This window comes from Streptomyces sp. BE303 (genome assembly GCF_036290945.1).
In the GTDB taxonomy this organism is placed as follows: domain Bacteria; phylum Actinomycetota; class Actinomycetes; order Streptomycetales; family Streptomycetaceae; genus Kitasatospora.
This window is the reverse complement of the sequence record NZ_JAQYWZ010000283.1, coordinates 51,517-63,865: the sequence shown is the minus strand read 5'-3', so window position 1 is coordinate 63,865 and position 12,349 is coordinate 51,517. Positions and strand designations below refer to the sequence as shown.

Genomic DNA, 12,349 nt, shown 5'->3' with positions numbered 1-12,349 from the left:
GGCGCCTGGCCCGTCTGCTCCGTCAAGGCCGGCCTCACCAAGTAACACCCCACCCACCGGGCACCCCACCCACCGGGCCCACGACAACGCCGCTGCACCGACCACACCACCGGTCAGGTCCAGCGGCGTCGTGCATCCCCCACACCCCCACGGATGCGCAAAACCCACACCACGCGCAGCATGAGGATGAACCCACTCATCCTTCGGGCCGGCCCAGGCCGTTCCGGGACGGGAGATCAGCGCCATGCACTTCGCGGCGAACCTGGCGGCCGACTACCCGCTGCTCAACATCTTCTGGACCATGCTCTGGTTCTTCCTGTGGATCCTCTGGTTCATGCTGCTGTTCCGGATCATCGCCGACCTCTTCCGCGACGACTCGCTGAGCGGCTGGGCCAAGGCCGGCTGGGCCGTGTTCGTCGTGCTGCTGCCCTTCCTCGGTGTCTTCGTCTACCTCATCGCCCGCGGGCGGGGCATGGGCGAGCGCGAGCTGAGCCGGGCGCAGCAGAGCGAGGAGCGGTTCCGGACGTACGTCCGCGACACCGCGGCCGGCTCGGACCAGCCGTCCACCGCGGATCAGCTGGCCAAGATCAGCGAACTCCGCGCGGCGGGCCACATCACGGACGAGGAGTTCGCGCAGGCGAAGGCCAAGATCCTGGCCTGACCGCCGCCCCGGTCCACCGCTCCGGCCCACGGCCCCGGCCGACCGGGCCCGGATCCCCCCGAGGGTGCGAAACCCGGGCGGACCGGCGGACCGTTCGCACTACAGTCTGATCCCGTCGGGACACACCCGTCTCTCACAGGGGGAACAGACTTGAGGCTTCATCACCATGCCGGAACGGCCGGACGCACGGGTGGACTCCCGTCCGTCCGGCCGTTCCGGCGGCGCGCGCGGGCCGTCCTCGTGACGCTCGCCCTGGTCGGCGGACTGCAGGGCGGCCTGGTCACGGCGGCGCAGGCGGACCCGGCGGCGTCGCTGTGCTCGTCGGTCAACGGGCCGTTCGGTTCGGCGGTCGTCGGCGGGGGCCGTTACCGGATCATGCCGGACGAGTGGAACTCCGCGGCCGAGGTCTGCATGACGAGCGACGGCGGCCCGAACTTCACGGTCACCCGCAGCGACCTCAGCAGCGCCACCAACACCAAGCCCGGAGCCCCGGGAGCGTACACCCGCATCGAGTACGTGCCGCGTCCCGGTGAACTCCCCACGCCCGTGGCCACGATGGGGGACGCCCTGACCGGCTGGCGGACCACCACCGGCGTCCCGGGGCAGTACAACGCGGCCTACGACCTCTGGTACGCGGACGCGGCCGAGGCGTGCGGTCCGACGACCTCGCACGAGCTGATGATCTGGCTCGACCGGCAGGGCGGACCCGTCCCGCTGGGCACCGCCACCCAGCAGGTCGCCCTCGGCGGCCGGACGTACCAGGTCCACCAGTACCAGAACGCCGCCAACGGCAAGCAGGTCATCAGCTACCTGGCGACCAGCCCGGTCGGCTCGGTCTACGCCCTGAACCTGCGCGCGATCACCAACGACGCCGTGGTCCGGGGCTACGTGCCCGCCGACGGGAAGCTCTGCTCCGTCCAGGCGGGCTTCGAGATCTGGAACGGCGGCGCCGGACTCGCCACGAACTCCTTCTCCTACCAACCCGCCGTCGGCCTCCCGACGGGCAACGTGACGTCCGGGCTCCCCGGCAAGTGCCTCGACGCCGGGAACAACTCGGCGGGCCCCGAGACCTTCAGCATGCCCGCCGACATCTGGGACTGCGCCACGACGCCGAACCAGACCTGGACGGTCGGCAACGACGGCACCGTCAGGGCCCTCGGCAAGTGCCTCGACGTCACCGGCGGCGGAACCGTCAACGGGACCCCGGTCCAGCTCTACCCCTGCAACGGAACCGGCGCCCAGGTGTGGAGGCAGAACGCCAAGGGCCTGCAGAACCCGCAGTCCGGTCTCTGCCTGGCCGACCCCGCCGCCTCGACCACCAACGGCACCCAGCTGATCCTCTGGACCTGCGGTGCGAGCGGACAGGACTGGCGCCACCCCTACAGCGGGCAGCCGCTGTGGACCGCCTTCACCAACAAGGCGACCTCCTACTGCCTGAGCGGCGGGGTCGAGAACGCCGGCTCGGTCAGTCTCCACACGTGCGGCGCCGGCACCACCCCGCCGCAGAACTGGCAGCTGGTCAAGGACGGCACCCTGCGCGTCTCCACCGGGGCGTGCCTGGACGCGGGCAGCGCCGGCACCGCCGGCAGCCCGGTCCAGCTGGCGCCGTGTTCGGGATCGGCCACGCAGCAGTGGCTGCTGTCGCCCACCGGCTACCTGCTGAACCCCGTGTCCGGCAAGTGCCTGGACGACCCGCAGTCGACCGCCGTGCAGGGCGTCCCGCTGAACCTGTGGACCTGCAACGGCACCGCGGCCCAGGTCTGGTACTCGGCGGCCTGACCGGGCCGGGCCCGACAGGGCCCGACAGGGCTTCCGGTCGGGCTTCCGGTCGGGCTTCCGTTCCGCCTCTGGCTGAGCGTCCGGTGGCTCAGCGGGTCCCTCCCTCTCGACCACGCCCGCCGGCTGCTCGGCGAGGCGCGACGCGGAGCTCGCGGACGCCCGGCCGGAGCGCCGCCTTGCGGTCGACTGACTTTTCGGTCACGCCGTGTGGCAACGGGCCGGCCTGTCCGGAGCTGTGCGACCGGACCGCGGGGCCGGCGTCGACGAACGGCCGGGGCGGCCGACAGCGGTGCCCCGGGTGGTGGCATGACGGCAGCCCTCTCCGCGTGGCTGACCGGGTTTCGGGTGGCCAGCCACTATCCATGGGCCACATGGACCACTTCGTCGCCCGGCGCACCGCTCTGACCGCCGCACTCGCCGCAGGTGCGGCCGTCGGCCTGCCCGCCACTGCCACCGCCCGCGCCTCCGCCCGCCCTGTGGCACCCGACCCGGCCGCCCGGCCCGGCCCCCGGCCGGCCTGGGAGCTGCCGACCGATCAGGCCGCGCAGGAGGGCGACCCCGAGGCCGACGCGATCGTCAAGGAGCTGGTGAGCGCCGGTCAGATGCAGCTGGCGAACCGGGTCTTCCACGACTGGACCCGCAACGACCAACCGGTGCCGGACGCGGCGCCGTCGGTGCTGCACGACTTCCTGACCCGCAACGCCGTCCTGACCGAGGAGGAACGGGCCGCGATCGACCTGATCAAGAACGGTGACTCGGGCAAGCTCGTCCAGGGCAATTTCGAGGCCATCACCATGACCGAGGCCTTCGGTGGGCTCTTCACCGCCCTGGCAGACCCACTGCTGGCCAAGTCGGTCTGGTACGCCAAGTTCGACCTCGTGATGGACATCGGCCGGCGCTTCTCCCGCACCATGAACACCCTCTGGGACGGCATCGACGGCGGCAACTGGGATCCGTCGGGCAACGCCGTGATCAGCCTGGTCAAGCTGCGGCTGGTGCACGCGGCGGCCCGGCAGGCGGGCCTGGCCCACGGCTGGAACGCGGCCCGGGACGGCATGCCGATCAGCCAGCGGCTGGAGGTCGAGGAGCTCGTGTACGTGGGTGCCAACAACGTCCAGCTCGCGGCCAAGTTCGGCTTCCACCCCAACCCCCGGCAGATCGACGAACTGGTGCAACTGATCCGCGTCGGCGGCCGGCTGCTCGGCATCCAGGAGAAGTACAACCCGCGCACCCTCGACCAGTGCAACCAGGTCCTCGCCGACGCCGCCGCCCACCACCGGGCCCCCTCCGACGAAGGCATCAAACTGGCCCACAACATGCTGGACTGGATGGACCGGAAGATCTTCCCCGGCGCCGGCGCCGTCGGCGCCTCCATGATCCGGATGATGGACGCCCACGTCGGGGACGTCCTCGACATCAAGCCCAACCCGGCTCTGGACATCCCCGTCGCAACCCTCGGCCCCCACCTCTACCGGCCCGTGTACGAGATCCAGCAGAGGTTCCCGCTGCTCGTCCCCGTCCACGAGAAGATGTTCAAGGTCGCCTCGAAGACCGTCGCCTGGTACGCCGTCGACTTCCGCGACTACGACCTCCAGATGCCCGTCCGCTGACCGGCCGACGAAAGTGCGCCCGGTGGACGACGAGCAGCCCGCCCACCGGGCACCCGGTCGCCCTACGGCGACCGGCGGGGGAAGGGGTCAGCCCCCGTCCGGCTTGCCGGGCTGGTCGCGGGTCGAGCAGTGGATGCCGCCACCCCCGGAGGCGATCCCGTCGATCCTCACCTGGACGATGTCGCGGCCGGGGAAGTGGTCGCGCAGGATCTGCTTCGCCCGGTCGTCGGCCCTGGCGTCCCCAAAGCGCGGCATGAACAACGACTTGTTGGCCACGTAGAAGTTGATGTACGAGGAGACGAAGGCGTCACCCTTCCCGGTGATCCGGTCCGGATCGGGCTGCGGCAGGTCGATCAACTGCAGCGCCCTCCCGTGGGCGTCGGTCGCGGACTTCAGCACCTCGCGGGCCCGCGTGGCCGAGCGCGACCAGACGTCGGCGGGCGCACCGGGGAACGGCTGGTCCAGCAGCACGACCCCGGGCGCCGCGAACCGCACCAGGCAGTCCACATGGGCGTCGGTGATGTCCTGGTCGCGCACGCCCGCGAACCAGATCACCTTGGTCACGCCCAGGGCCTTCCTGAGTTCGGCCTCGATCTCGTCCCGGCTCCGGCCCGGATTGCGGCGCTGGTTGACCACCGAGCTCTCGGTGACCATCAGGGTGCCCTCCCCGTCGGTCTCGAAGGACCCGCCCTCCGCGACCAGCGGCGTGGCGACCCGTTCCAGCCCGTACCTCCCGAGGGCCGCGGCGGCCAGCGCCGAGTCGTTCGCGTGTTCCTTCTGCTGGTTGCCCCAGCCGTTGAAGTTGAAGTCGACCCCCTTCAGCGTCGATCCGTCCTCGACGAACACCGGCACGGTGTCACGGGCCCACAGGTCGTCGACGGGCAGCGGGACGACCTCGACGTCGTTGCCGCACGCGTTCTGCGCCGCGGCCACCTGCGCGGGGCGGGCGAACATCACGACCGCCTCGTAGCCGGCGACGGCGCGCGCCAGCCGCGCGATGTCCGCGCGGACCTCGGGGAGCTGGTCCTCCCAGATGCCGGTGGACGCCGGCCAGGACATGAAGGTCCGGGTGTGGCTCTCCCACTCGGCGCCGAACCGGCGACCGGGGGTCGCGCCGCCGCCGGGCGCGGGCGGCTGCGACCCGCCCGGCGCGGGCGACGCCGGCGGGGCGGGCGGCTCCGAGGGGCCCGGGGGAAGCGCCTCCTGCGGGCCCTCCGGCGACGCGCAGGCCGCCGCGCCCAGGGAGAGCAGGCCGGCGCCGGCCGCGGCGCGCAGCATCGTCCGGCGGGACGGGACCGACCCGCGCGGGGCCCGCACTCCGAAGAGTCGGCCGAACAGGGATCGGCTGTCACCGTGGGTGTCGCTCATGCGGGTCTCCGAATCGAGTGTTGCCCACCAGGTGGCCGGACACCCGCCGACAGGGGCGGTCCGTCGGCAGGCACGCGCCCGGCGCGGCCGGTGGCCTTGCACGGGGCGCCCGGGGCGGATGTCGCCCGGCGCCGCTCCCTTCACTCTCGCATTGACTGAATTTTCAGTCAACAATCGAGGCACACGCCTGCGCGTCGGCCCGGGCAGCGACACCGGAGTCCGGAGACGACGAGGCCCCGGACCGTCCCGGCCCGGGGCGGAACGCCGCGCGCGTCAGCCGCGCAGCCTCTCCAGTTCGCCGTCGATCGCGCCGACCATCAGCTCGCGCGCGTGCGCCACCGGCAGGCTCCCGCTGAGCCAGCGCACGCTCAGCCCCTCCAGCAGCGCGGTCAACCGCTCAGCGGAGGCGGCGAGCGAGGCGGCCCCGTTCATCGGGTACACCCTGCCGAGCAGGTCGGTGACCTCCTGGACCCACACCAGCGTGGCCCGGGCCAGGTCCTCCCGGAGATCGGGATCGAACACGGCGCTCGCCCGCAGCTCCCCCCACGCCGTGCTGTTCTCGCGCACCTCGGGGGTGTCCTGGAGCTCCAGCAGCAGCGCCTGCCGGAGTTCGCCCCGGGCGTCGAGGGGCGGGGCGTCCGCCGCGCGCTCCGCCGTGTACCGCTCGGCGCGGTCGTTGATGAACTCCAGCGTCGCGCGGAGGATCCCCGCACGGTCCTTGAAGTGGTAGTAGATCAGCGCGGTGGACACGCCCGCCTCGGCCGCCAGCTCCTCCACGCGCAGCCCGCGGACACCGCGCCGGGCGATGACCCGCGCGGCCGCTTCCATGATCAGGGTTCGACGGTCAGCCACAAGCGGTCACCTTACTGGGAGGCCGACTGATCGCGGACCCCGGGGCCATCCTGACTGAAACTACAGTCGGGACATGGTCCGTGCGGTGCACCGCCGCCACCCGCTCGACCCGCTGGAGCCAGCATGACCGCAGAACCCTTCGGTGCCTCTGCGCGCGGCTGGGCGCGGGCGGCACGGGCCGCGTCTATCTCGCGTACACCCCCGTCGGACGCCCGGTCGCGCTCAAGGTCGTCCGGCCCGAGCTCGCCACCACCCTCGTGGCCGGCCCCTCCCTCCAGCAGGTCGTGCACCGCCACGGTCCGCTGCCCGAACGCACCGTCCTGCTGCTCCTGGCCGGGGTCGCCGAGGCGCAGGCGATCCACGCCGCCGGTGTCGTCCACCGCGACCTCACCGGAGCTTCTGCGTCCGGGCGGCCGGCGGCCGGGAGTTCGCCGTCGTCCGCCCACTCGCGACCAGCCCGGACAGCGGCCCGGTCACCGTCAGCGTCACGTACTACCGCCGCTCCACCTGAGCACCGGCGCGGGGCGTCACGGCTCCGGCAGCCGGAACTCGAACCACACCACCTTGCCCCGGCCCTGCGGGTACCAGCCCCAGCACAGGGCGAGCCGGTCCACCAGGAAGAGGCCGAGGCCGCCGACGTCGTCCGGACCGTGCGTCGTGCGGAGCCTCGGCGGGCGCGGACTGCCGTCGGACACCTCCGCGCGCAGCCGTCCCGGCCCCTGGACGAGCAGCAGGTCGTACGGGGTCCCGGCGTGCCGGCAGGCGTTGGAGACCACCTCGGAGACCAGCAGCACGGCGTCCCCGACCACGACCGGGTCGGCTCTGCCCGCCAGCCGGTACGCCGTGAAGTCCCTCGCCGCGGAGACCACGCCGGGGTGCGCCGACAGCGGCAGCCGGCCGGCCTCCCACGGGGGGCCGGTGCCGGGGTCGGCCGTGCTCGACGCAGGGGTGCCGGGTTCGGCGGTGCCGAGCCCGGCCGTGCCGGGCCCGTCGTACAGCCGGCTGCAGGTCATCAGAGTCGATCCCTCCTGGTTCGTCGTCCTCTCCGGGGCACCGTCGGCGCTCGGCCGGCGCCCCGGACTCGTGTGTCAGCGTCCGGGCAAGCGGCGGAGTCCGCCGCCGGGCGAGGCCTCCTCGCCCGGTGCCGCGGCGGCGCGGCCGCCCGCCCCGTCGACGGACGGCGAGCGCGGTGCGTCCCCACGGGCGGGCGGCTCGCCCCTGACGTCCCGGACGGCCGGGTCCGCACGGACGCCGGAGTCCTCACGGTCCGCAGCCTCCTCGCGGACGGGCGGCCGGTCCTGACGGACGTCCTCGGCCGGGTGCTTCCCGGACCGGGCGGCGTGTCGGGCGCCACGACGCCGACGGAAGACCCGGGCCGTGGCGAGCGCCAGACCGAGACAGAACAGCAGGGCGAGCGCCAGACCGGCCAGGAAGATCCCCAGGGCGTCGAGCGTCACCAGGTCCTGCCCCAGAATCGTGACCTGGTACTCCGGCCCGCCGGACAGGTTGTCCGCGATCAGCAGGCCCGTGAAGGCCCCGGTCGCGACGATCAGCAGAAGTCCGAACAGCAGCATGGCGATGTCCTCCGGTCCCGTTCACCCCGGCTCCACCCCGTCGACCCGCGCCTACCCTCCCCGCCCCGGGGCTAACGCGCGAAGACGGCCGGCCCCTCCACGGGGGGCCAGCCTCGCGCTACTCGATCCGGACGGCGACGAGGCAGGTGTCGTCGTCGGTGTCGGCCGGGCTGAGCTCCAACAGGCGGTCCAGATACCGCTCCAGGTCGTGGCCGGGCGGGCCGGCCGCCCGGATCAGCTGGTCGACGGACTCCTCCGTCGGGTGGCCCCGGCGCTCGACGAGGCCGTCGGTGTAGAGCAGCAGGACGTCGCCGGCGACCGGTTGGACGGTCCGCTCCTCGTACACGGCCTCCTCCAGGGCCCCGAGCAGCACCCCGTGCGGCAGCGGCAGCACCTCGGCCCCGGACGGACCCAGCAGGATCGGCGGCAGGTGCCCGGCCCGGGCCCAGCGCACCTCGCCACCGGCCGGGTCGAACAGCACGCAGGCGGCCGTGGCCGTGACCTGTCCCGGTTCGCGCAGGGCGACGGTGTTGGCCCACTCCAGCAGCCGGCCCGGCCCGGCACCCGTGACGGCGAGGCCGCGCAGCGCGTGCCGGAGCGCGACCATGCCGGTGGCCGCGCCGACGCCGTGCCCCGCGACGTCGCCGACGGCCAGCAGCACCCGCTTGCCGGGGAGCACCAGCACGTCGTACCAGTCGCCGCCGACCCGTTCCCGCTTGGCGGCGGGCCGGTAGCGGACGGCGGCCCGCAGGCCCGTGGTGTCGAGCGGCGGCGGCGCGGAGGGCAGGATCGCCCGCTGGAGGCGGAGGGCCAACTGCTCGCTCTCGACCGTCTCCTGCTCGCTGTCGGCGAGCCGCTGCCGGGTGGCGCCCAGCGCGATCTCCGTCCGGTGCTGCGCCGACACGTCGAGGTACGCCCCGCGGACGGCGTCCAGTCGGCCGTCCTCGTCCAGGACCGGCTCGACGACGACCCTGGTGTAGTGCTCGGTGCCGTCGGGGTGGCGCAGCCGGAACACGGCGGAGGAGGTGCGGTGGCGGCGCTCGACGGCGTCCACGAGCCTCCGGACGGCGGGCTCGTCGTCGGGGTGGACGTGCCCGGCCAGGTCGGCCAGCGGAACGGCGGGGGCGTGCGGCGACCGCCCGTACAGCTCGGCCAGGCCTTCGCCCCAGAGGATCCGGCCGGTCCCCGGGTGCTCCTGGAAGCCGGCGACCCGGGCGAGCCGCTGGGCCTGGTGCTGCATGGCGGCCTGGTCGGACTCGCCGGGCCGGTCGGCCGCGGGCTGCCAGGTGACCAGCAGGCGGCGGCCGAACGGCGCGACGGCGAGCCGGACGGTGACGGGCACGTCCGTCCCGCCGCTCCGGAAGACCACGTGGAGACGCTCGCCGGACCGGGGTTCGCCGCTCGCGTGGGCGCGCAGCAGCGGTTCGAGCAGGCCGGTGGCGCAGGCGACCGGGTAGACCTCCAGCAGGGAGGCGCCGTCCAGCCCGCTGCGGGGGCGGCCGAGCGGGTCGCGGAACGGCGGGCTGGTGCGGAGGATGGTGAAGTCGACCACCCGGCCGTCCCTGAGGACGGGTTCGAGCAGCAGGGCGGGCGTGAGCAGACCGTCGAGCACGTCGGCCTGCCGGTCCGGTTCGGCCGGGGCGCCCGGATCGCCGAGCAGGGTGCTGCAGAGGTCGGCGAGGGCGCGGAGCCGGCGGTGCTGCGGCGGGGTGAGAACGGGTGCGGGGCCGGGCCAGAGCACTTCGAGCGCTCCCCGCCGCCGACCGTCGTCGACAAGGGGGAGGACGAGCCGCGGCGCGTCGACACCACCGACCGACGGCACGGCCGGGACGGGGCCCGTGGTACCCGCGGTCCCGTCGTCGGGCCAGCACTCGACGCCCTCCGAGACGGCCCGCTGGGCCGGGGTGGCGACCGTCGGCGGGACGCGGCTCCAGGCTCCGGCCTCGTCCGCGCGGAGCCCGGCCTGGGCCGCGAGTGCGAGGGCCCCGCCGGGCAACCGCTGCCAGACCACGACGGCGTGGGCGCCGAGCGGTCCGGCGATCTGCCGGAGCAGGGCGTCGACGGCGGCCGGCAGGTCGGGTGCGGCGGCGATCGCCCGGGCGGCGACCGATGCGGCGGCCGGCTCGGCGGCCCGCTCGGCAGCGGGGTTCCGGGCGGGCTGCACCGACGGCCCGGACGGCCCGGACGGCGTCGGCAGCTCCTCCCGGTCCTCCTGCCGCCCGACGATGACGGCCGCCAGCGTGGCGACCGGTACCCCCGCCGTGCGGGCGAGCCCGGCAAGGCGGACGGCCGCCTCGCCGGGCGGCACGGCCAGCCGTTCGGCGAGCATGCCGGTGGCCAGGTCGACGAGGGTCCGGGGCCCCTCCTCCGCGCGCGCCCGGGCCGCGTCGTCCTGGAGCCGCCGGACGGCGGCGGCCAGCAGCCGGGCGCTGCCGGACGCGGAGTCGCCCTCGCCGGCCCCGCCGTGCCGTCGGTCGCCGTGCCAGGGACCGCCGGTCATGACGCGTCCGGCCGGTGCCGCATCCGGGCCGGCAGGTGGTCGGTGTCCACCGGCTTGGTGACGTGGTCGTCGGCCCCGGCCGCGCGGCTCCTGTCCCGGTCCCCGGGCATCGCCCTGGCGGTGACGGCGACGACCGGCGGGCGGGCGAAGCGCTCCCCGGCGCGGACGGCGGCGACGGTGGCGTAGCCGTCGAGGCCGGGCATCATCACGTCCATCAGGACGGGACCGGTCTCGGGGTCGGCGCGCCGCAGGTCGGGACCGGCGCCGGCGGCGGCGTGAAGCACGGTCGGGCCGCGCGGCCCCTGTTCGGCCGGGGTGTTCCGGCCCGCCGGCACCGCTCCCGGCGCCGCCCGTTCGTCCATCCGTCCACCGCCCGGATCGGCTGCGCGGCCGGAGCCCCGCGGGCAGCCCGGCCGGTGGAGGCGGCGGCACCGCCTCACCTCCCACTCTGCCACCTACCGGCGCGGCGTGGCGGGCGGGCCCGGCGGTCGGGCGAAGGCCCGGCCCGGGCGGGTTCGCCCGCGGCCACCCGGGTAGACGCGCCCGGACAGGGACACGACCGTGGGAGGAGAGGCCGCCATGCCCCGAGGATCCAGCCCCAAGCGGGAGCGCCAGTACGAGCACATCAAGGACAGCGTCCTCGACCGGGGCGAGAGCGAGGACCGGGCGAAGGAGATCGCCGCCCGCACGGTCAACAAGGAACGCGCCCGGCACGGCGAGTCGAAGACCGCGAGCCTCAGCTCGACCCAGGACGTCTCCTCCGGGCACCGGGGCGGGAAGCGTTCGCACACGGGCGCCGCCGGGCCCACCTACGACCAGCTGTACAACGAGGCCAGACAGCGCGGCATCAAGGGCCGTTCGACGATGAACAAGGGCGAGCTGGCCCGAGCCCTCGGGCACTGACCGGCCGGCCCCGCCGCCGGTACGGTCGCCCGGACCGGGCTCCCCGCCCGCCGCGTTGCCCGTACCGGTCAGCTCGCCCGGCCGTCGAGGCCCCGGAGGCGGTGGAGCGGGGACGGCACCTCCAGCCAGACCTGCTTGCCCCCGCCCTCCGGCCGGGAGCCCCAGACCCGGGCGAGCCGGTCCACCACCCGCAGCCCGTGCCCGCCCGGCCGGCCCGGATCGGCGTGCGGGCGCAGCCTCGGCGGCACCGGGCTGCCGTCGCTGACCTCGACCCGGAGCCTGACGCTGTCCCAGCGGAGCCGGAGTTCGCGGGGGCCGCCCGGGGCGTACAGGCAGGCGTTGGTGACGAGTTCCGACACCATGAGCAGCACGTCCTGCGCGACGGCGAGCCGTTCCTCGTCGGGCTGCCGCTCGTCCCCGTCGGCAGGCAGCCACCGCCAGTCGAGCAGCGCCCGCCGGCTGAAGTCCCGGCAGCGCTGGACCGCACCGTCACTGCCGCGCAGGGCCAGCCGCCGGAGCTCGTCCCGGCGGGACGGCGGGCCCACTCCGGGAACGGTCATCACGGCGCCCCTCAGCCGTGACCGGAGGGCCGGTCCGGTGTCTGCGGGTCCGGCGGCTCCCCGGCGCCCAGCGCGGCGTCGAGCCCGGGGTGGATCCGCAGCACGGAGTTCACCCCGGTGATCTCGAACAGCCGGGCGACGACCCCGCGCGGCCCGGCGAGTTCCAGCCGCAGCCCGGCCCGCTCCGCCTCCGGGCGGGCCCGCAGGAGGGTGTTCAGTCCGGTGGAGTCGCAGAATCGCAGGTCGGTGAGGTCGACCACGATCCGGGTGAGGCCGCCCTCCGGTGGCGCGGCGAGCGCCGTCCGCAGACCGTCCGTCGAGGTGTGGTCCAGCTCCCCCGTCAGGGCGACGATCAGCACGGACCCCTCACGGCGCGCCGCGACCTTCAGCACCCCCGGCTCCAGCGCGTCGTCCGCCGGCCCGCGTCCTTCCCCGGCAGGCAGCTGCATGATCGGCTCCCGGTCCGTTCGGGACGGCACGGTGCCGTCCCGACCATGATGCCGCGCGGGAGGCGGGGCCGCGCGGACGGCGCGGAGCGGCCG

The 12,349-nt window shown here is 74.8% G+C and carries 12 protein-coding genes and 1 pseudogene; 5 read left to right on the top strand and 8 right to left on the bottom strand.

Features of this window, described 5'->3' with window-relative positions; genetic code table 11:
- Positions 1-244: 244 nt before the first annotated feature.
- The 3 genes from PUR56_RS02545 to PUR56_RS02535 all read left to right on the top strand — a co-directional run bounded on the left by PUR56_RS02545 (position 245) and on the right by PUR56_RS02535 (position 4,050).
- Positions 245-661: an SHOCT domain-containing protein gene (locus PUR56_RS02545; RefSeq protein WP_329879876.1), complete on the top strand. Its 417-nt coding sequence runs from the start codon at positions 245-247 to the stop codon at positions 659-661.
- Positions 662-811: 150 nt separating this feature from the next.
- Positions 812-2,440: a ricin-type beta-trefoil lectin domain protein gene (locus PUR56_RS02540; RefSeq protein ID WP_329947667.1), complete on the top strand. Its 1,629-nt coding sequence runs from the start codon at positions 812-814 to the stop codon at positions 2,438-2,440.
- A 371-nt stretch (positions 2,441-2,811) separates the two neighbouring features.
- A complete protein-coding gene (locus PUR56_RS02535) occupies positions 2,812-4,050 on the top strand; it encodes an oxygenase MpaB family protein (RefSeq protein WP_329947666.1) in 1,239 nt (412 codons plus the stop codon).
- 87 nt (positions 4,051-4,137) lie between these two features.
- On the opposite strand, the gene PUR56_RS02530 is transcribed toward PUR56_RS02535, so the two are convergent.
- Both PUR56_RS02530 and PUR56_RS02525 read right to left on the bottom strand, forming a co-directional pair.
- Complete coding sequence (locus PUR56_RS02530) at positions 4,138-5,328, bottom strand: agmatine deiminase family protein (RefSeq protein ID WP_329947669.1); 1,191 nt, start codon at positions 5,326-5,328, stop codon at positions 4,138-4,140.
- Positions 5,329-5,691: 363 nt separating this feature from the next.
- Positions 5,692-6,246 carry a TetR/AcrR family transcriptional regulator gene (locus PUR56_RS02525; protein WP_380361292.1) on the bottom strand — a complete coding sequence of 185 codons (555 nt, stop codon included), beginning with the start codon at positions 6,244-6,246 and terminating at the stop codon, positions 5,692-5,694.
- Positions 6,247-6,428: 182 nt separating this feature from the next.
- Here PUR56_RS02525 and PUR56_RS02520 point away from each other — a divergent pair.
- Positions 6,429-6,659 (top strand): annotated as a pseudogene (locus PUR56_RS02520) (serine/threonine-protein kinase); the annotation flags it as partial.
- A gap of 138 nt (positions 6,660-6,797) precedes the next feature.
- Here PUR56_RS02520 and PUR56_RS02515 read toward each other — a convergent pair.
- From PUR56_RS02515 to PUR56_RS02500, 4 genes are all read right to left on the bottom strand, one after another.
- Positions 6,798-7,283 (bottom strand): ATP-binding protein, encoded by a 486-nt coding sequence (locus PUR56_RS02515; protein ID WP_329947664.1) that lies wholly within the window; start codon positions 7,281-7,283, stop codon positions 6,798-6,800.
- A gap of 75 nt (positions 7,284-7,358) precedes the next feature.
- A complete protein-coding gene (locus PUR56_RS02510) occupies positions 7,359-7,844 on the bottom strand; it encodes a hypothetical protein (protein WP_329947663.1) in 486 nt (161 codons plus the stop codon).
- A gap of 118 nt (positions 7,845-7,962) precedes the next feature.
- Positions 7,963-10,344, bottom strand: coding sequence for a SpoIIE family protein phosphatase (locus PUR56_RS02505; RefSeq protein ID WP_329947662.1), 2,382 nt, complete (start codon positions 10,342-10,344; stop codon positions 7,963-7,965).
- Complete coding sequence (locus tag PUR56_RS02500; RefSeq protein WP_329947661.1) at positions 10,341-10,706, bottom strand: response regulator; 366 nt, start codon at positions 10,704-10,706, stop codon at positions 10,341-10,343. Before PUR56_RS02500 ends, PUR56_RS02505 begins: the two co-directional genes overlap by 4 nt.
- A 217-nt stretch (positions 10,707-10,923) precedes the next feature.
- Between PUR56_RS02500 and PUR56_RS02495 the strand changes: the two genes are divergently transcribed.
- Positions 10,924-11,247 carry a plasmid stabilization protein gene (locus tag PUR56_RS02495; RefSeq protein WP_329947660.1) on the top strand — a complete coding sequence of 108 codons (324 nt, stop codon included), beginning with the start codon at positions 10,924-10,926 and terminating at the stop codon, positions 11,245-11,247.
- A gap of 68 nt (positions 11,248-11,315) precedes the next feature.
- Here PUR56_RS02495 and PUR56_RS02490 read toward each other — a convergent pair whose 3' ends face one another.
- Positions 11,316-11,807 (bottom strand): ATP-binding protein, encoded by a 492-nt coding sequence (locus PUR56_RS02490; protein ID WP_329879849.1) that lies wholly within the window; start codon positions 11,805-11,807, stop codon positions 11,316-11,318.
- Positions 11,808-11,818: 11 nt separating this feature from the next.
- Positions 11,819-12,256 carry an STAS domain-containing protein gene (locus PUR56_RS02485; protein WP_329947659.1) on the bottom strand — a complete coding sequence of 146 codons (438 nt, stop codon included), beginning with the start codon at positions 12,254-12,256 and terminating at the stop codon, positions 11,819-11,821.
- Positions 12,257-12,349: the final 93 nt, after the last annotated feature.

Coding starts and splice junctions, on each gene's coding strand:
- PUR56_RS02545 (WP_329879876.1), top strand. CDS start 245: ATGCACTTCGCGGCGAACCTGGCGGCCGACTACCCGCTGCTCAACATC.
- PUR56_RS02535 (WP_329947666.1), top strand. CDS start 2,812: ATGGACCACTTCGTCGCCCGGCGCACCGCTCTGACCGCCGCACTCGCC.
- PUR56_RS02530 (WP_329947669.1), bottom strand. CDS start 5,328: ATGCTGCGCGCCGCGGCCGGCGCCGGCCTGCTCTCCCTGGGCGCGGCG.
- PUR56_RS02525 (WP_380361292.1), bottom strand. CDS start 6,246: ATGGAAGCGGCCGCGCGGGTCATCGCCCGGCGCGGTGTCCGCGGGCTG.
- PUR56_RS02515 (WP_329947664.1), bottom strand. CDS start 7,283: ATGACCTGCAGCCGGCTGTACGACGGGCCCGGCACGGCCGGGCTCGGC.
- PUR56_RS02510 (WP_329947663.1), bottom strand. CDS start 7,844: ATGCTGCTGTTCGGACTTCTGCTGATCGTCGCGACCGGGGCCTTCACG.
- PUR56_RS02505 (WP_329947662.1), bottom strand. CDS start 10,344: ATGACCGGCGGTCCCTGGCACGGCGACCGACGGCACGGCGGGGCCGGC.
- PUR56_RS02500 (WP_329947661.1), bottom strand. CDS start 10,706: ATGGACGAACGGGCGGCGCCGGGAGCGGTGCCGGCGGGCCGGAACACC.
- PUR56_RS02495 (WP_329947660.1), top strand. CDS start 10,924: ATGCCCCGAGGATCCAGCCCCAAGCGGGAGCGCCAGTACGAGCACATC.
- PUR56_RS02490 (WP_329879849.1), bottom strand. CDS start 11,807: ATGACCGTTCCCGGAGTGGGCCCGCCGTCCCGCCGGGACGAGCTCCGG.
- PUR56_RS02485 (WP_329947659.1), bottom strand. CDS start 12,256: ATGCAGCTGCCTGCCGGGGAAGGACGCGGGCCGGCGGACGACGCGCTG.